The sequence below is a fragment of the Pseudomonas sp. HN2-3 genome, assembly GCF_020691745.1.
Classification (GTDB): domain Bacteria; phylum Pseudomonadota; class Gammaproteobacteria; order Pseudomonadales; family Pseudomonadaceae; genus Aquipseudomonas; species Aquipseudomonas capeferrum.
Window position 1 is genome coordinate 1256321 of sequence record NZ_CP085704.1, and the last position, 16916, is coordinate 1273236.

Sequence of the window (16916 nt, forward strand, 5' to 3'; positions counted from 1 at the left end):
TACAGACGCGGCAGTTTTTCGAGATGCACTGTGATTGACGCAGGTGATCGGGGGCTTCGGCCTTCCTTCGCTTTCTCCGGCGGCGCTGGCCGCCTTAACGCAGACTTCTAGGGTTTTTCATGACGCGCTACATATTCGTCACGGGCGGTGTTGTTTCTTCATTGGGGAAAGGCATTGCCTCGGCTTCCCTGGCGGCCATCCTGGAAGCGCGGGGGCTCAAGGTCACCATGCTCAAGCTGGATCCGTACATCAACGTCGATCCTGGCACCATGAGTCCGTTCCAGCACGGTGAAGTCTTCGTCACCCATGATGGCGCCGAGACTGACCTTGACCTGGGCCACTACGAGCGGTTCATCCGCACGACCATGACCCAGAACAACAACTTCACCACTGGCCGCATCTACGAGCACGTGCTGCGCAAAGAGCGTCGTGGTGACTACCTGGGCGCGACCATCCAGGTCATCCCGCACATCACTGACGAGATCAAGCGTCGCATCATCAAGGGTGCCGGCGATGCCGACGTGGCCCTGGTGGAAATCGGCGGTACCGTCGGCGACATCGAGTCGCAGCCGTTCCTCGAGGCCATCCGCCAGTTGCGTTTCGAAGTCGGCGCCAAGCGCGCGATGCTGATGCACCTGACGCTGGTTCCGTACATCGCCACTGCTGGCGAGACCAAGACCAAGCCTACCCAGCACTCGGTCAAGGAGCTGCGCTCCATCGGCCTGCAGCCTGACGTGCTGGTATGCCGCTCCGATCACCCGATCGACAGCTCGTCGCGTCGCAAGATCGCCCAGTTCACCAACGTTGAAGAGCGTGCGGTGATTGCGCTGGAAGACGCCGATACCATCTACAAGATCCCAGGCATCCTGCATGCTCAGGGCCTGGATGATTTCGTCACCGAGCGCTTCGGCCTGCAGTGCAACAGCGCCGACCTGTCCGAGTGGGACAAAGTGGTCGACGCCAAGCTCAACCCAGAGCACGAAGTGACCATCGCCATGGTCGGCAAGTACATGGAGCTGCTGGATGCGTACAAGTCGCTGATCGAAGCGATGAGCCACGCCGGCATCACCAACCGCACCAAGGTCAACCTGCGCTACATCGACTCCGAAGACATCGAGAACCAGGGCACCAGCCTGCTCGAAGGCGCCGATGCCATCCTGGTACCGGGCGGTTTCGGCCTGCGCGGCGTCGAAGGCAAGATCACTGCGGTGCAATACGCCCGTGAGAACAAGGTGCCGTACCTGGGTATCTGCCTGGGCATGCAGGTTGCCGTGATCGAGTTCGCCCGTAACGTGATGGGCTGGAAAGACGCCAACTCCACCGAGTTCGACCGCAACAGCGGCCACCCGGTCGTCGGCCTGATCACCGAGTGGGCCGATGCCACCGGTGCCGTCGAGACCCGCACCGAAGCGTCCGACCTGGGCGGCACCATGCGCCTGGGCGCACAGGATTGCCAGATCGTCTCGGGTTCCAAGGTTCACGACTGCTACGGCAAGGACGTGATTACCGAGCGTCACCGTCACCGCTACGAAGTGAACAACAACCTGCTGCCACAGCTGCTCGACGCTGGCCTGGTGGTCTCCGGTCGTTCCGAAGACGGCGCGCTGGTGGAAGTGGTCGAGTCCAAGGACCACCCATGGTTCGTCGCCTGCCAGTTCCACCCGGAGTTCACCTCGACCCCGCGTGACGGCCACCCGCTGTTCAGTGGCTTCGTCAAGGCAGCCCTGGCTCAGAAGAACAAGGCCTGATCAATGACCCAGAAGATCATTCGCGTCGGTAACATCGAGATCGCCAACGACAAGCCGTTCGTCCTGTTCGGCGGCATGAACGTTCTGGAGTCCCGTGACCTGGCCCTGAAGGTCTGCGAAGAGTACGTACGGGTGACCGAGAAGCTCGGTATTCCGTACGTGTTCAAGGCCAGCTTCGACAAGGCCAACCGTTCGTCTGTGGCGTCCTACCGTGGCCCGGGCATGGAAGAGGGGCTGAAGATCTTCGAAGAGATCAAACGCACCTTCAACGTGCCGGTAATCACCGACGTGCACGAGCCCTACCAGGCCGAGCCGGTGGCCAAGGTCTGCGACATCATCCAGTTGCCGGCCTTCCTGTCGCGCCAAACCGACCTGGTGGTGGCCATGGCCAAGACCGGCGCGGTGATCAACATCAAGAAGGCCCAGTTTCTCGCACCCCAGGAGATGAAACACATCCTGGCCAAGTGCGAAGAGGCCGGTAACGATCAGTTGATCCTCTGCGAGCGGGGTTCGAGCTTCGGCTACAACAACCTGGTAGTGGACATGCTCGGCTTCGGTGTCATGAAGCAGTTCGAGTACCCGGTATTCTTCGATGTGACCCACGCCCTGCAAATGCCGGGCGGCCGCTCGGACTCTGCCGGTGGCCGCCGCGCCCAGGTCACCGACCTGGCCAAGGCCGGCATGAGCCAGGGCCTGGCTGGTCTGTTCCTCGAGGCCCACCCCGATCCGGACAACGCCAAGTGCGATGGTCCATGCGCCCTGCGCCTGGACAAGCTGGAGCCGTTCCTGGCCCAGCTCAAGCAATTGGACGACCTGGTGAAAAGTTTTCCGACGGTAGAAACCGCGTAAAGCTCATTTCTCGGGTAAAGTACCGCCCGTTCTCTCCCTGACCGTTTGGTCAGGGAGTGCTTTTATCAGGCCTGCCTGCTGCATACCCCGCCTGGTGAAGTGCAAGGATTTCCTAAGCTGCGTTGTTTTCGTCAATTCTGGAGTGCTTACAACAATGGCAAAAATCGTCGACATCAAAGGTCGTGAAGTTCTCGATTCGCGTGGCAACCCCACCGTGGAAGCCGATGTACTGCTCGACAACGGCATCATCGGTAGCGCTTGCGCGCCGTCCGGTGCTTCCACCGGCTCGCGCGAAGCGCTGGAGCTGCGTGATGGCGACAAGAGCCGTTACCTGGGCAAGGGCGTGCTGAAGGCCGTCGCCAACATCAACGGCCCGATCCGCGACCTGCTGCTGGGCAAGGACCCTTCCGACCAGAAGGCTCTGGACCGCGCCATGATCGACCTGGACGGTACCGAGAACAAAGCCAAGCTGGGCGCCAACGCCATCTTGGCTGTTTCCCTGGCTGCCGCCAAGGCCGCTGCCCAGGACCAGGACCTGCCGCTGTACGCGCACATCGCCAACCTGAACGGCACCCCGGGCCAGTACTCGATGCCGGTTCCGATGATGAACATCATCAATGGCGGCGAGCACGCCGACAACAACGTCGATATCCAGGAGTTCATGGTGCAGCCGGTTGGCGCCAAGACCTTCTCCGACGGCCTGCGCATGGGCACCGAAATCTTCCATCACCTCAAGGCGGTACTGAAGGCTCGCGGCCTGAACACTGCCGTTGGTGACGAAGGCGGCTTCGCGCCGAACCTGGCTTCCAACGAAGACGCCCTGGCCGCCATCGCTGAAGCCGTGGAAAAAGCAGGCTACAAGCTGGGCACCGACGTGACCCTGGCCCTGGACTGCGCGGCTTCCGAATTCTACGAAGACGGCAAGTACAACCTGTCCGGCGAAGGCAAGTCGTTCGACGCCGAAGGCTTTGCCGACTACCTGAAAGGCCTGACCGAGCGCTTCCCGATCATCTCGATCGAAGACGGCCTGGACGAGTCCGACTGGGCTGGCTGGAAGATCCTCACCGACAAGATCGGCGAGAAGGTGCAACTGGTCGGTGACGACCTGTTCGTGACCAACACCAAGATCCTCAAGGAAGGCATCGAAAAGGGCATCGGTAACTCGATCCTGATCAAGTTCAACCAGATCGGTTCGCTGACCGAAACCCTGGAAGCCATCCAGATGGCCAAGGCTGCCGGCTACACCGCGGTGATCTCGCACCGTTCCGGTGAAACCGAAGACTCGACCATCGCCGACCTGGCCGTGGGTACTGCTGCTGGCCAGATCAAGACCGGTTCGCTGTGCCGTTCCGACCGCGTTTCGAAGTACAACCAACTGCTGCGCATCGAAGAGCAACTGGGTGCCAAGGCGGTTTACCGTGGTCGTACCGAGTTTCGCGGTTAAGCAAGAGATGGTAAAAAGACAGCAGCCGGAGCTGTAGGAACATTCGTACTGAATGTTCCTACACTTCCAACGGGTTTCTGTCGACGAAGCCTGGCCTCGGCCAGGCTTCGTGCTATTCGAGGCCCCGAAGTGAACAGTACGCGGCGGTCTTTTTAACCTGGATACCTTGATGCGCAGTCCCTATTGGTTGTTCCTCGTTCTGCTTCTGCTGTTGGGTGGCCTGCAGTACCGCCTTTGGGTGGGCAACGGCAGCCTGGCGCAAGTGACCGAGCTCAAGCAGCAGATCGCCGAGCAGCATGCCGAAAACGAGCGTCTGCTTGAACGTAACCGCGTGCTTGACGCAGAAGTCCTGGAGTTGAAGAAAGGTATGGAGACCGTGGAAGAACGGGCTCGTCATGAATTGGGGATGGTCAAAGAGGGCGAAACCCTCTTCCAGTTGCCGCAAAAATGACTGATACATTACCGGCCTTCTGGGCCGTGATTCCTGCTGCGGGCGTTGGTGCCCGCATGGCTGCCGACCGCCCCAAGCAGTACCTGGAGCTGGCCGGGCAGACTATTCTCGAGCACAGCCTCGACTGTTTTCTTGGCCACCCCACGCTCAAGGGCGTAGTAGTCAGCATTGCCGAAGATGACCCGTACTGGCCAGGCCTGCGCTGCGCCAGCGATCCGCGCATCCAGCGCGCGGCGGGTGGCCGCGAGCGCGCCGACTCGGTGCTCAACGCCTTGCTGCTGCTGCATGCGCAAGGGGCTTCGGACAACGACTGGGTGCTGGTGCACGATGCTGCGCGGCCGAACCTTGCGCGTACCGACCTGGACAAACTGTTGTCAGCGTTGGCCAATGACCCTGTTGGCGGCCTGTTGGCAGTACCGGCGCGCGATACATTGAAGCGTGCCGATGCTACGGGCCGGGTCACGGCCACCGTAGACCGCAGCACCATCTGGCAGGCCTATACACCGCAGATGTTCCGCCTCGGCGCCTTGCACCGAGCGCTGGCCGAGTGCCTGGTTTCCGATGTGGTGGTCACTGACGAGGCGTCAGCCATCGAATGGTCCGGCCAGGCGCCGCGGCTGATAGAGGGCCGCAGCGACAACATCAAGGTGACCCGGCCGGAAGATTTGGAGTGGTTGCGCCAGCGCTGGGCTGGGCGGCGCTGAAGTCAGCCCAGTCGGTACTCCGGCAACCCCGCCAGCCCTTCTTTCAGGTAATCCACCAATCGCCGAACCTTCGGCGACAGATGCCGTTGCTGTGGGTACAGCGCCCACACTGCCGTATTCGGTGGCTGATGCGCCTCCAGCAGGGATACCAGCGCACCACTGTTGAGGTGCTCCAGCACGTAATAGTCCGGCAACTGGCACAGGCCCATCCCCAGCAAAGCCGCGTCCAGCACGGCTTGCCCGCTGTTGCAGCGCCAGTTGCCCTGCACCCGCTGGCTGATCTCGCGGCCGTCCTGCAGCAGCGCCCACAGGTCCGAACTGCCAATCAGGCAGTTGTGCCGGGCCAGTTCCGACAGGCTGTGCGGCCGACCGTAGCGCTCCAGATAAGCCGGCGAGGCACACAGGAACATGCGCCGCGGTGCCAGGCGGGCGGCAACCAGCCTGGAGTCGGCCAGCCGGCCGAGGCGAATGGCCAGGTCCATGCCTTCATGCAGCAGGTCCAGCGTGCGGTTGCTCAGTTCCACGTCAACCCGCAGTTGCGGGTACTGCGCCATGAAGCGCGTCACCAGTGGCACGATGAAACGCTCGCCATAGGCCACTGCACAGGTCATGCGCAGCAAGCCCTTGGGTTCGCTGGCCAGGTCGCCCATCGCGCGCAGGGCTTCATCACGGCCATCCTGCAGGCGTTGGCAGTGCTGCAGGAACGTCTGCCCGGCTTCGCTCAAGGTGACGCGTCGGGTGCTGCGGTACAGCAGGCGCGTCTGCAGGCGCTCCTCCAGCCGCGCGATCTGACGGCTGATATGCGAGGACGACACACCCAGTCGCTCAGCTGCGGCGGTGAACTGGCCAGACTCGGCCACCGCAACGAATTCGTCGATGCCTTCCCAGCGGCTGCTCATTGATTATCCCTGCATGGCAATAATGTTTTGTCTTTGCCTGGATTATTCATCAAAAAAGCATGAATTACACTGCGAGACTGAACTGACCTTCTGTCTGGAGACCTTTGATGATCAAGTCCCGTGCTGCCGTAGCCTTCGAAGCCAAGAAACCCCTGGAAATCGTCGAAGTGGACGTGGCCATGCCCAAGGCTGGCGAAGTGCTGCTGCGCGTGGTTGCCAGCGGTGTCTGCCACACCGACGCCTACACCCTGTCCGGTGCTGACCCTGAAGGGATCTTCCCCTCGATCCTTGGCCACGAAGGTGGCGCGATCGTCGAGGCGGTGGGCGAGGGCGTGACCTCGGTGGCCGTGGGCGATCATGTCATTCCGCTCTACACCCCGGAGTGCGGCCAGTGCAAATTCTGCCGTTCGGGCAAGACCAACCTGTGCCAAGCCATTCGCGCCACCCAGGGCAAGGGCCTGATGCCTGACGGCACCACGCGCTTCTCCTACAAAGGCCAGCAGCTGTTCCACTACATGGGCACGTCGACCTTCTCCGAGTACACCGTGCTGCCGGAAATTTCCGTGGCCAAGATCCAGAAGGAAGCCCCGCTGGCGAAGGTCTGCCTGCTCGGTTGCGGCGTCACCACCGGTATCGGTGCCGTGCTCAACACCGCCAAGGTCAAGCCCGGTGATACCGTGGCCATCTTCGGCCTTGGCGGCATCGGCCTGTCGGCGATCATTGGCGCAGTCAAGGCCAAGGCCTCGCGCATCATCGCCATCGACATCAACCCGGCCAAGTTCGAAATCGCCCGCCAGTTGGGTGCCACCGACTGCATCAACCCGAAAGAGTACGACCGCCCGATCCAGGAAGTGATCGTCGACCTCACCGACGGCGGCGTGGACTTCTCCTTCGAGTGCATCGGTAATGTGCAACTGATGCGCGCGGCCCTGGAGTGCTGCCACAAGGGCTGGGGCGAGTCGGTCATTATCGGTGTTGCCGGTGCCGGCCAGGAAATCGCCACCCGTCCGTTCCAACTGGTGACCGGTCGCGTCTGGCGCGGTTCGGCGTTCGGTGGCGTGCGCGGGCGCAGCGAGCTGCCAAGCTACGTCGACATGGCCGAGAAGGGCGAGATCCCGCTGGATACGTTCATCACCCACACCATGGGCCTGGAAGACATCAACAAGGCCTTCGACCTGATGCATGAAGGCAAGAGCATCCGTAGCGTGATCCACTTCTGAGGTCTGCCATGAGCCTGGACAACATCTCTTGCCAGAAGAGCTTCGGCGGCTGGCACAAGCGGTACCGTCATCACTCCAAGGTGCTCGGCTGCGACATGGTGTTTGCCGTGTACCTGCCGCCACAGGCCGAACAGAGCGCGAAGCTGCCGGTGCTGTACTGGCTCAGCGGCCTGACCTGCACCGACGAGAACTTCATGCAGAAGGCCGGCGCCCAGCGCCTGGCTGCAGAGCTTGGGCTGATCATCGTCGCACCCGACACCAGCCCGCGCGGCGAGCAGGTGCCCGGCGACCCCGACGGCGCGTGGGACTTTGGCCTGGGGGCCGGCTTCTACCTCAATGCCACCCAGCAACCCTGGGCGCAGCATTACCGCATGCATGACTACGTGGTGGAGGAGCTGCCAGCCCTGATCGAGGCGCACTTCCCGGCGTCCGACCAGCGCAGCATCAGTGGCCACTCGATGGGGGGGCATGGCGCATTGGTGTGTGCCTTGCGCAACCCGGGGCGCTACCGCTCGGTATCGGCGTTTTCGCCGATCAGCAACCCGATGGATTGCCCGTGGGGCGAAAAGGCCTTCAGCCGCTTCCTGGGTGACGATCGTGCACGCTGGCGCGAGTGGGATGCCAGTGTGCTGCTGGCGGAAACGCCTGCAGGCAGCTGCCCACCGTTGCTGGTGGATCAGGGCGACCGTGACGACTTCCTCGAGAAGCAGCTCAAGCCCGAGGCGCTGGAGCAAGCGGCGCGCAAAGGTGGGCATGAGCTGACCCTGCGTCTGCAGCCTGGCTATGACCACAGCTACTACTTCATCGCCAGCTTCATCGACACGCACTTGCGCCATCACGCGGCGGCACTGGGGCGGGTATAAGCGCAGCCCCAATACGGCACAAAGCAGGTAGAATCACGCCCTGACTCAATCAGGGCGTTTTTCTATGCGTATTGGCCATGGCTACGATGTGCACCGTTTCTGTGACGGTGATTTCATTACCCTGGGCGGGGTCCGTATCCCCCACAAACATGGCCTTCTGGCCCACTCCGACGGTGACGTGCTGCTGCACGCCCTCAGCGATGCCTTGCTCGGTGCCGCTGCGTTGGGTGACATTGGCAAGCACTTCCCCGATACCGACCCACAGTTCAAGGGCGCCGACAGCCGTGCGTTGTTGCGCCATGTGGTCGGCATCGTCCAGGGCAAGGGCTGGAAGGTGGGCAACGTCGACGCCACCATCGTCGCCCAGGCACCGAAAATGGCGCCGCACATCGAGACCATGCGCCAGTTGATCGCCGAGGACCTGCAGGTGGAACTCGACCAAGTCAACGTCAAGGCCACCACCACCGAGAAGCTGGGGTTCACCGGCCGTGAGGAGGGTATCGCCGTGCACGCGGTGGCCCTGCTGCTGCCAGCATGACCGAACTGGAACTGCTGGGCCCGCGCGCATCGGGCGAACCCCTGGGGACTGCGGTACTCAAGGCCGTGGCTGAAGACTTCCAGGTCGACGAGGTGCTGGACATTCCGTTGTCCGGCCAAGGTGAGCACCTGTGGCTGTGGGTTGAAAAACGCGACCTCAACACCGAAGAAGCCGCCCGCCGACTGGCTCGCGCCGCTGGCGTGCCGGCCCGTTCGATCAGCTATGCCGGGCTCAAGGACCGCCAGGCCCTGACCCGCCAGTGGTTCAGCCTGCACCTGCCCGGCAAGGCCGACCCCGACCTGTCGCGTGCCGAGGATGCCAGCCTGCGCGTGCTCAAACAGGTACGCCACCAGCGCAAGCTGCAGCGTGGCGCGCATTCGGCCAACGGCTTCACCCTCCGCCTGACCGGCCTTGCCGCCGATCATCAGGCGCTGGACGCGCGCCTGGAAGCGCTCAAGCAGCACGGTGTGCCGAACTACTTCGGCAGCCAGCGCTTCGGCCATGCTGGTGGCAATGTCCACGACGCGCTCGACTGGGCCGCACGCAAAGCCCTGCCCGAGCAGCGCAACGTGCGTTCGCGCCTGCTCTCGGCGGGGCGCAGCTACCTGTTCAACCAGATCCTCGCCGCCCGTGTTGCCGACGGTAGCTGGGCACGTGCGCAGGTCGGTGACCTCCTGGCATTCACCACTAGCCGTAGTTTCTTTCCTGCTACAGAGCAGGAATGTTCAGATCCGCGGCTGGATATTCTCGATCTGCATCCCACCGGTGCGTTGTGGGGCGAGGGCGAAACGCCCGCCGGGGGTGCCACTGGCGAGTTGGAAGCGGCAATTGCGGCACGGCAGCCGGCACTTTGCCATTGGCTGGCCCAAGCGGGCATGGATCACGAACGGCGCATTCTGCGGCTCCCTATTGGCGGCCTGACGTGGCATTATCCGGAGCCTGATATCCTGCAACTGGAATTCGTCCTTCCGGCCGGATGCTTCGCCACCGTAGTAGTGCGCGAAGTCGTGGATCTGGTGCCGGCAGGGCAGACGGACAGCCCATGCGTATTCTGATTTCGAACGACGACGGTGTTACCGCACCAGGCCTCGCCGCGCTGCATGCTGCGCTGGTGGATTACGCCGAGTGCGTGGTAATTGCCCCGGATCAAGACAAGAGCGGCGCCAGCAGTTCGCTGACGCTGGACCGGCCGCTGCATCCGCAGACCCTGGCCAACGGCTTCATCAGCCTCAACGGCACGCCGACCGACTGCGTGCACCTGGGGCTCAACGGGCTGTTGGCGCAGACGCCGGACATGGTGGTGTCGGGGATCAACCTGGGGGCCAACCTGGGCGACGACGTGCTGTATTCGGGCACGGTCGCCGCCGCGCTGGAAGGCCGCTTCCTGGGCAACACGTCGCTGGCGTTTTCGTTGCTGTCGCGCCAGCCCGACAACCTGCCCACCGCAGCCTACATCGCCCGGCGCCTGGTGGAGGCGCAGTCGCGCCTGCAGTTGCCGCCGCGTACCGTGCTCAACGTCAACATTCCCAACCTGCCGCTGGAGCATATCCGTGGCATCCAGCTCACCCGCCTCGGTCACCGGGCGCGGGCGGCGGCACCGACCAAGGTGGTCAACCCGCGCGGCAAGGAAGGTTACTGGATTGCCGTGGCTGGTGATGCGGAGGACGGTGGCCCTGGCACGGACTTCCACGCGGTGATGCAAGGCTACGTATCGATCACCCCGCTGCAACTCGACCGCACCTTCAACGATGCTTTCGAACAGCTCGACGGTTGGCTGGAGGGCCTGCTCTGATGCGCGAGGACGATATGCTGCGCCGGGGTATCGGCATGACCTCCCAGCGCACCCGGGAGCGGCTGATACAGCGCCTGTGCGAAGAGGGCGTGGCGAACACCAAGGTGCTCGACGCGATCCGCCGTACCCCGCGCCACCTGTTCGTCGACGAGGCATTGGCGCATCGCGCCTACGAAGACACCGCACTGCCTATCGGCCACAACCAGACCATCTCGCAGCCGTTCATGGTGGCGCACATGAGCGAGCTGCTGCTTGAAGCAGGGCCGCTGGACAAGGTGCTGGAGATCGGCACTGGCTCGGGTTACCAGACGGCGATACTTGCCCAACTGGTCGAGCGGGTGTTCTCGGTGGAGCGCATCAAGGTGCTGCAGGATCGCGCCAAGGAGCGCCTGGTGGAGCTGAACCTGCGTAACGTGGTGTTCCGCTGGGGGGATGGTTGCGAGGGCTGGCAGGCGCTGGCACCCTACAATGGCATCATCGTCACCGCAGTGGCGCCCGAAGTGCCACAAGCACTGCTCGACCAGTTGGCGCCAGGCGGGCGCATGGTGATTCCGGTGGGCCCGGCAGGCGAGGCGCAGCAGTTGATGCTGATCGTGCGCGAGGAACACGGGTTCTCCCGGCGTGTCCTCGGGGCCGTGCGCTTCGTGCCGTTGCTCAATGGCCCGCTGGCCTGAACCACGGAATATTTACGGCAGCGACGAATTCTTGCGCCATCGCCCTGTCTATCTGGCGGGGTGATCCGCTATGGCGCTGCCGGTAGCGGGCTTTTGCAGCCGCCCACCTAATGCAGGTGGGCTCGGTTATAATTGCAACAATATTGCATTTCTTATCGTTATTTCGGTATTCGGCACCATGAGGGGAGCGCGGGTGGGGCACACAGGCATTCGGCAGCGCAAGGATTGGGCGGGTTTCAAGCTTCTGGTGCTTGCACTGGCCATGGGCACCTTGCTGGCGGGTTGCTCCAGCACCAGCTCGACGAGTGCGCGGGTGGTCGACCGTAACAATGCAGCGCCCAAGCGGCCGACGGTGACCTCCGGGCAATACATCGTCAAGCCGGGCGATACGCTGTTCTCCATCGCCTTCCGTTACGGCTGGGACTACAAGGAGTTGGCTGCCCGTAACGGCATCCCGGCGCCTTATACCATTCGCCCCGGCCAGCCGATTCGATTCAGCAGCGGTTCCACGGGCAGCACCACGGTGGTGTCCAGCCCGTCGTCCTCGAGCAAGACCACGGTCATCCGTCGGCCTGTTGGCAGCGCCGGCAGCGCACCTGCCAGTACCACCAAGCCGGCAACCACGGCCCCGACAACCCCTGCGCCGGTGGTGGCAACCGTGCCGGCTGCAGAGCGTGCGGTAGGGGGCTGGACCTGGCCGGCCAACGGGGTGCTGATTGGAAAATTTGCTTCAAACGGTAGTTTGAATAAAGGCATTGATATCGCCGGTGATTTGGGACAGCCTGTTTTTGCTGCGTCTGGTGGTGCAGTGGTCTACGCCGGGAGTGGCTTGCGGGGCTACGGCGAGCTGATCATCATCAAGCACAGCGATACCTACGTCAGTGCCTACGGTCACAACCGCAGGCTTTTGGTTCGGGAGGGGCAGCAGGTCAAGGCTGGGCAGTCGATTGCTGAAATGGGGTCCACGGGCACTGATCGGGTGAAGCTGCATTTCGAGATTCGCCGCCAGGGCAAACCCGTCGATCCACTCCAGTTCCTGCCACGCCGTTGATTGTTGTACCCGGCCTGTTCCTGTGATGTAGAGGGGACAGGCTCCAGCGCTGCCAGGGATACAGGTGCCGCTCGAGTCTGAGTTCGAACTCAGCAAAGGACTATAACAATGGCTCTCAATAAAGAAGCGCCGGAGTTTGACATCGACGATGACGTCCTCCTAATGGAGACGGGCATCGTTTTGGAAACGGATGTGGTGTCAGACGAACCTGCTGTACCTTCGGTTCGGACCAGGGCCAAGTCCGGCTCTTCGCTCAAGCAGCACAAGTACATCGATTACACTCGGGCACTTGATGCTACCCAGTTGTACCTCAACGAAATCGGCTTCTCGCCTCTGCTGTCGCCGGAGGAGGAAGTGCATTTTGCGCGCCTGTCGCAAAAAGGCGACCCCGCCGGCCGCAAGCGCATGATCGAAAGCAACCTGCGCCTGGTTGTCAAAATTGCCCGTCGTTACGTGAATCGCGGCCTGTCGTTGCTCGACCTGATCGAGGAAGGCAACCTGGGGCTGATCCGCGCGGTCGAGAAGTTCGACCCGGAGCGTGGTTTCCGTTTCTCGACCTATGCGACCTGGTGGATTCGCCAGACCATCGAGCGGGCGATCATGAACCAGACCCGCACCATTCGCCTGCCGATCCATGTGGTCAAGGAACTCAACGTTTACCTGCGTGCCGCGCGGGAGCTGACCCAGAAGCTCGACCACGAGCCCTCGCCAGAAGAAATCGCCACCTTGCTGGAGAAGCCTGTCGCTGAGGTCAAGCGCATGCTGGGGCTCAATGAGCGGGTTTCTTCGGTGGACGTTTCCCTTGGCCCAGACTCGGACAAGACGCTGCTCGATACCCTCACCGATGACCGCCCGACCGACCCGTGTGAGCTGCTGCAGGATGACGACCTGTCGCAGAGCATCGATCAGTGGTTGGGAGAGCTGACCGACAAGCAGCGCGAGGTGGTAGTGCGTCGCTTTGGTCTGCGCGGGCACGAGAGCAGCACCTTGGAGGATGTTGGCCTGGAGATCGGCCTGACCCGTGAGCGTGTACGGCAGATCCAGGTAGAGGGGCTCAAGCGTCTGCGCGAGATCCTCGAGAAGAACGGTCTGTCCAGCGAGTCGTTGTTCCAGTAATACGCTGTTCGCAAGCACAAGACGCCCCGATAGTTCGGGGCGTTTTTGTATGCGCGTAACAGCACTGCTGCACCGTAGCTGCCAGCCGGCATTGTGTAATGCGCCACCCCAGTAACATTGCGTGTAAGCGATTGCTTACTTGTTGTGTAAGCAATCTATGCAACCATCAGTAAATCATTGTCGTTTTCAGATCCGGTTTAATCCCAACTCATTGAAAAACATGATTTATTTGGATGCGAGGAAATGTGTCCACGGCAATATCCTGTGAGGTTCTGCGGTTGTCTGCCCCCCTGAAATCGCTAGTATTCGAACTGTGCACACGGACATGCACAGGCTTTCAGGGAGAAGGCCAAGGACATCGCAAGAAGCGATTTCATCAGGACGATGTTTGGGACAATCAGGGACTACGGAAAAAAATGTGGGCGGGTCAAACCGCCCCTTTTTTGTGCCTGCTGAAAATGAAAAAAGGCCCGCATGGGCCTTTTTCGTTTCCGGGCGCTATCAGCGCTCCAGGTCTGCAATCTTGCCAGTCTTGCCATCCCACTCTTCAGCGTCGGGCAGGGCGTCCTTACGCTCGGTGATGTTTGGCCAGATTTCCGCCAGTTCGGCGTTCAGCTCGATGAAGTTCTCCATGCCCGATGGCACTTCGTCTTCCGAGAAGATGGCTTGCGCTGGGCATTCCGGCTCGCACAGTGCGCAGTCGATGCACTCGTCCGGGTGGATGACCAGGAAGTTCGGGCCTTCGTAGAAGCAGTCCACCGGACAGACTTCCACGCAGTCGGTGTATTTGCATTTGATGCAGTTGTCGGTGACGACGAAGGTCATTTCTAGTTCTCTCCTCAGGCGACGGCGGCGGCCCTTCCTCTCAGGGCCGCGCGGTTTACGGGTATGTGGCTGCAGGCCAGGCTAATAACCTGCAGCACCAGCAAACCGCGGCGGATTCTACCAGCTTGTAGTGGGCGCCGTTATAACAGGTTCTTTAGTTGATATAGCATTTCGATAGCTTGGCGCGGGGTCATGTCGTCCAGGTCCAGCTTGCCCAGCTTCTCGATGGCCGGGTGTGGCAGGCTGGCGAACAGATCGCTCTGATGCGGGACGTGTAGCGCGTCCTTGGCCTTTGTGCTGTGCGGCTGCTCGTGCGGCAGGCTCGCCGTTTCCAGGCGGCCCAGGTGCTCGCGGGCACGCTGGATCACGGCAGTGGGCACCCCGGCCAGTTGGGCCACGGCCAGGCCATAGCTTTGGCTGGCAGGGCCTGGCAGTACGTGGTGCAGGAAGACGATTCGCTCGTTGTGCTCGGTGGCATTCAAGTGCACGTTGGCCACCAGCGGTTCGCTCTCCGGTAGTACCGTGAGTTCGAAGTAGTGCGTGGCGAACAGCGTGTAGGCGCGCAGCTGGGCCAGACGCTCGGCGGCGGCCCAGGCCAGCGACAGGCCGTCGAAGGTGCTGGTGCCGCGGCCTACTTCGTCCATCAGCACCAGGCTGCGGTCGGTGGCGTTGTGCAGAATATTGGCGGTTTCACTCATCTCGACCATGAAGGTCGAGCGCCCGCCGGCCAGGTCATCACTGGAGCCGATACGGGTGAAGATACGGTCCACCAGCGACAGCTCGCACTGGGCTGCCGGTACGAAGCTTCCGATGTGCGCCATCAGCACGATCAGTGCGGTCTGGCGCATGTAGGTGGACTTACCGCCCATGTTCGGGCCGGTGATGATCAGCATGCGGGTGCTATTGTCCAGGCCCAGGTCGTTGGCCACGAACGGCGTGGTCAACACTTGCTCGACCACCGGATGCCGGCCCTGTTCGATGCGCAGGCACGGCTCGTCGACGAAGCGGGGGCAATTCAGGTCGAGGTTCAGTGCGCGCTCGGCGAGGTTGCTCAGCACGTCCAGCTCGGCCAGGGCGGCGGCGCTGTCCTGCAGCGGTGCCAGGTGGCTGATCAGGGTTTCGAGCAAGGCATCGTAGAGCATCTTCTCGCGGGCCAGGGCGCGGCTCTTGGCCGACAGTGCCTTGTCCTCGAACGCCTTGAGCTCCGGCGTGATGAAGCGCTCTGCGCCCTTGAGGGTCTGGCGGCGAATGTAGTCGCCCGGGGCCTGTTCGGCCTGCTTGGTCGGCAGTTCGATGAAGTAGCCGTGCACGCGGTTGTAGCCGACCTTTAGGTTGGCAAGGCCGGTACGGGCCTTCTCGCGGGCTTCCAGGTCGATCAGGAACTGGCCAGCGTTCTCGCTGATCGCCAGCAGCTCGTCCAGCTCATTGTCGTAGCCGGCCTTGAGCACGCCGCCGTCACGGATCACCGCCGGCGGGTTGTCGACCACTGCCCGCTCCAGCAGGCTGGCCAGCTCCGGGTAGGTGCCGGTGATGGCCGCCAGGCGCGCCAGGTGCGGGGCTTCCAGTTCGGCCATGGCGTTCTGCAGCTCGGGCAGGGCGCCGAGGGCATCACGCAGGCGGGCGAGGTCGCGTGGGCGGGCATTGCGCAGGCCGATACGGGCGAGGATCCGCTCGATATCGCCGATTTCCTTGAGCTGCGGCTGCAGCTTTTCGAAGCGGTAGCCGTCGAGCAGGCAGCGGATAGAGTCCTGGCGCGCCTGCAGCACCTTGAGGTCACGCAGTGGGCGGTTCAGCCAGCGGCTCAGCAAGCGGCTGGCCATGGCGGTTTGGCAGCGGTCGATCACCGACTGCAGGGTGTTGTCGCGTCCGCCCGCCAGGTTGATGTCCAGCTCCAGGTTGCGGCGGCTGGCGCCGTCGAGGATCACCGTGTCGTCCAGGCGTTCGTGGCGCAGGCTGCGCAGGTGCGGCAGGGCAGTACGCTGGGTTTCCTTGGCGTAGGTCAGCAGGCAGCCGGCAGCGCCAATGGCCAGGGTCAGCTTGTCGCAGCCAAAGCCCTTGAGGTCTTTGGTTGCGAACTGCTGGCACAGCGCCTTGCGTGCCGAGTCGCGGTCGAAGTCCCAAGGCGCACGGCGGCGCGCGCCGGGGCGCTTCTCGGCGGGCAGGTCGCGCGGCCAGTCGTCGGGGATCAGCAGCTCGACCGGGTTGATGCGTTCGAGCTCGGCCAGCAGGTTTTCCCAGCCCTTGATCTCCTGCACGCTGAAGTTGCCACTGGTGATATCCAGCACCGCCAGGCCAAACAGGCGCTCATCGCCCAGCAGGGCGGCGATCAGGTTGTCGCGGCGCTCGTCGAGCAGCGCTTCGTCGCTGACCGTGCCGGGGGTGATGATGCGCACCACCTGGCGTTCCACCGGGCCCTTGCTGGTGGCAGGGTCGCCAATCTGCTCGCAGATCACCACCGATTCGCCGAGCTTGACCAGTTTGGCCAGGTAACCTTCGAGCGAATGGAAGGGAATGCCGCACATGGGGATGGACTGGCCCGCCGACTGACCGCGCGCGGTCAGCGTGATATCCAGCAGTTTCGCGGCTTTCTTCGCATCTTCGTAGAAGATCTCGTAAAAGTCGCCCATGCGGTAGAACATCAGCTGGTCCGGGTGCTGGTGCTTCAGCTTCCAGTACTGCTGCATCATCGGGGTGTGTGCGGAGAGATCAGACATTCAGGGCCTTACAGCGGGTGATCTGGTT

The 16916-nt window shown here is 62.5% G+C and carries 16 protein-coding genes; 13 read left to right on the plus strand and 3 right to left on the minus strand.

Features of this window, described 5'->3' with window-relative positions; all coding sequences use genetic code 11:
• Nucleotides 1–119 precede the first annotated feature (119 nt).
• From LJX93_RS05685 to ispD, 5 genes are all read left to right on the plus strand, one after another.
• The gene (locus LJX93_RS05685) at nt 120–1748 is read left to right on the plus strand and encodes a CTP synthase (RefSeq protein ID WP_033700866.1); all 1629 of its coding nucleotides are present in this window, start codon (nt 120–122) and stop codon (nt 1746–1748) included.
• A gap of 3 nt (nt 1749–1751) precedes the next feature.
• On the plus strand, nt 1752–2597 hold the full coding sequence (gene kdsA, locus LJX93_RS05690; RefSeq protein WP_033700864.1) for a 3-deoxy-8-phosphooctulonate synthase: 846 nt from the start codon (nt 1752–1754) through the stop codon (nt 2595–2597).
• Between the two features lie 154 nt (nt 2598–2751).
• Nucleotides 2752–4041 carry a phosphopyruvate hydratase gene (eno, locus tag LJX93_RS05695; protein WP_033700863.1) on the plus strand — a complete coding sequence of 430 codons (1290 nt, stop codon included), beginning with the start codon at nt 2752–2754 and terminating at the stop codon, nt 4039–4041.
• Between the two features lie 169 nt (nt 4042–4210).
• A complete protein-coding gene (gene ftsB, locus LJX93_RS05700; RefSeq protein ID WP_004375443.1) occupies nt 4211–4492 on the plus strand; it encodes a cell division protein FtsB in 282 nt (93 codons plus the stop codon).
• Nucleotides 4489–5196, plus strand: coding sequence for a 2-C-methyl-D-erythritol 4-phosphate cytidylyltransferase (ispD, locus tag LJX93_RS05705; protein WP_047581638.1), 708 nt, complete (start codon nt 4489–4491; stop codon nt 5194–5196). Before ftsB ends, ispD begins: the two co-directional genes overlap by 4 nt.
• 2 nt (nt 5197–5198) lie before the next feature.
• Here ispD and LJX93_RS05710 read toward each other — a convergent pair whose 3' ends face one another.
• Complete coding sequence (locus LJX93_RS05710; protein WP_047581641.1) at nt 5199–6095, minus strand: LysR substrate-binding domain-containing protein; 897 nt, start codon at nt 6093–6095, stop codon at nt 5199–5201.
• A 107-nt stretch (nt 6096–6202) separates the two neighbouring features.
• Between LJX93_RS05710 and LJX93_RS05715 the strand changes: the two genes are divergently transcribed.
• The 8 genes from LJX93_RS05715 (at nt 6203) to rpoS (ending at nt 13349) form a co-directional block, all read left to right on the plus strand.
• Entirely contained in the window at nt 6203–7315 is a 1113-nt protein-coding gene (locus LJX93_RS05715) for an S-(hydroxymethyl)glutathione dehydrogenase/class III alcohol dehydrogenase (protein WP_227696826.1), read from the plus strand.
• Between the two features lie 8 nt (nt 7316–7323).
• The gene (fghA, locus tag LJX93_RS05720; RefSeq protein WP_227696827.1) at nt 7324–8178 is read left to right on the plus strand and encodes an S-formylglutathione hydrolase; all 855 of its coding nucleotides are present in this window, start codon (nt 7324–7326) and stop codon (nt 8176–8178) included.
• Between the two features lie 64 nt (nt 8179–8242).
• Nucleotides 8243–8716, plus strand: a complete 474-nt coding sequence (gene ispF, locus LJX93_RS05725; RefSeq protein WP_033700858.1) for a 2-C-methyl-D-erythritol 2,4-cyclodiphosphate synthase — start codon at nt 8243–8245, stop codon at nt 8714–8716.
• The gene (gene truD / locus LJX93_RS05730) at nt 8713–9771 is read left to right on the plus strand and encodes a tRNA pseudouridine(13) synthase TruD (protein ID WP_033700857.1); all 1059 of its coding nucleotides are present in this window, start codon (nt 8713–8715) and stop codon (nt 9769–9771) included. Before ispF ends, truD begins: the two co-directional genes overlap by 4 nt.
• Entirely contained in the window at nt 9759–10508 is a 750-nt protein-coding gene (gene surE / locus LJX93_RS05735) for a 5'/3'-nucleotidase SurE (RefSeq protein WP_033700856.1), read from the plus strand. Before truD ends, surE begins: the two co-directional genes overlap by 13 nt.
• A gap of 35 nt (nt 10509–10543) precedes the next feature.
• Complete coding sequence (locus tag LJX93_RS05740) at nt 10544–11182, plus strand: protein-L-isoaspartate(D-aspartate) O-methyltransferase (protein ID WP_162181156.1); 639 nt, start codon at nt 10544–10546, stop codon at nt 11180–11182.
• A 193-nt stretch (nt 11183–11375) separates the two neighbouring features.
• On the plus strand, nt 11376–12233 hold the full coding sequence (locus tag LJX93_RS05745; RefSeq protein ID WP_047581647.1) for a peptidoglycan DD-metalloendopeptidase family protein: 858 nt from the start codon (nt 11376–11378) through the stop codon (nt 12231–12233).
• Between the two features lie 108 nt (nt 12234–12341).
• A complete protein-coding gene (gene rpoS, locus LJX93_RS05750; protein WP_033700853.1) occupies nt 12342–13349 on the plus strand; it encodes an RNA polymerase sigma factor RpoS in 1008 nt (335 codons plus the stop codon).
• Between the two features lie 501 nt (nt 13350–13850).
• On the opposite strand, the gene fdxA is transcribed toward rpoS, so the two are convergent.
• Together fdxA and mutS are read right to left on the minus strand one after the other, a co-directional pair.
• Nucleotides 13851–14174, minus strand: a complete 324-nt coding sequence (gene fdxA, locus LJX93_RS05755) for a ferredoxin FdxA (RefSeq protein ID WP_027595821.1) — start codon at nt 14172–14174, stop codon at nt 13851–13853.
• A 140-nt stretch (nt 14175–14314) separates the two neighbouring features.
• On the minus strand, nt 14315–16888 hold the full coding sequence (gene mutS / locus LJX93_RS05760; RefSeq protein WP_033700852.1) for a DNA mismatch repair protein MutS: 2574 nt from the start codon (nt 16886–16888) through the stop codon (nt 14315–14317).
• Nucleotides 16889–16916: the final 28 nt, after the last annotated feature.

What these genes read in the sequence shown, in the direction of transcription:
- LJX93_RS05685 (WP_033700866.1), top strand. Translation starts at nt 120, where the DNA reads ATGACGCGCTACATATTCGTCACGGGCGGTGTTGTTTCTTCATTGGGG.
- kdsA (WP_033700864.1), top strand. Translation starts at nt 1,752, where the DNA reads ATGACCCAGAAGATCATTCGCGTCGGTAACATCGAGATCGCCAACGAC.
- eno (WP_033700863.1), top strand. Translation starts at nt 2,752, where the DNA reads ATGGCAAAAATCGTCGACATCAAAGGTCGTGAAGTTCTCGATTCGCGT.
- ftsB (WP_004375443.1), top strand. Translation starts at nt 4,211, where the DNA reads ATGCGCAGTCCCTATTGGTTGTTCCTCGTTCTGCTTCTGCTGTTGGGT.
- ispD (WP_047581638.1), top strand. Translation starts at nt 4,489, where the DNA reads ATGACTGATACATTACCGGCCTTCTGGGCCGTGATTCCTGCTGCGGGC.
- LJX93_RS05710 (WP_047581641.1), bottom strand. Translation starts at nt 6,095, where the DNA reads ATGAGCAGCCGCTGGGAAGGCATCGACGAATTCGTTGCGGTGGCCGAG.
- LJX93_RS05715 (WP_227696826.1), top strand. Translation starts at nt 6,203, where the DNA reads ATGATCAAGTCCCGTGCTGCCGTAGCCTTCGAAGCCAAGAAACCCCTG.
- fghA (WP_227696827.1), top strand. Translation starts at nt 7,324, where the DNA reads ATGAGCCTGGACAACATCTCTTGCCAGAAGAGCTTCGGCGGCTGGCAC.
- ispF (WP_033700858.1), top strand. Translation starts at nt 8,243, where the DNA reads ATGCGTATTGGCCATGGCTACGATGTGCACCGTTTCTGTGACGGTGAT.
- truD (WP_033700857.1), top strand. Translation starts at nt 8,713, where the DNA reads ATGACCGAACTGGAACTGCTGGGCCCGCGCGCATCGGGCGAACCCCTG.
- surE (WP_033700856.1), top strand. Translation starts at nt 9,759, where the DNA reads ATGCGTATTCTGATTTCGAACGACGACGGTGTTACCGCACCAGGCCTC.
- LJX93_RS05740 (WP_162181156.1), top strand. Translation starts at nt 10,544, where the DNA reads ATGACCTCCCAGCGCACCCGGGAGCGGCTGATACAGCGCCTGTGCGAA.
- rpoS (WP_033700853.1), top strand. Translation starts at nt 12,342, where the DNA reads ATGGCTCTCAATAAAGAAGCGCCGGAGTTTGACATCGACGATGACGTC.
- fdxA (WP_027595821.1), bottom strand. Translation starts at nt 14,174, where the DNA reads ATGACCTTCGTCGTCACCGACAACTGCATCAAATGCAAATACACCGAC.
- mutS (WP_033700852.1), bottom strand. Translation starts at nt 16,888, where the DNA reads ATGTCTGATCTCTCCGCACACACCCCGATGATGCAGCAGTACTGGAAG.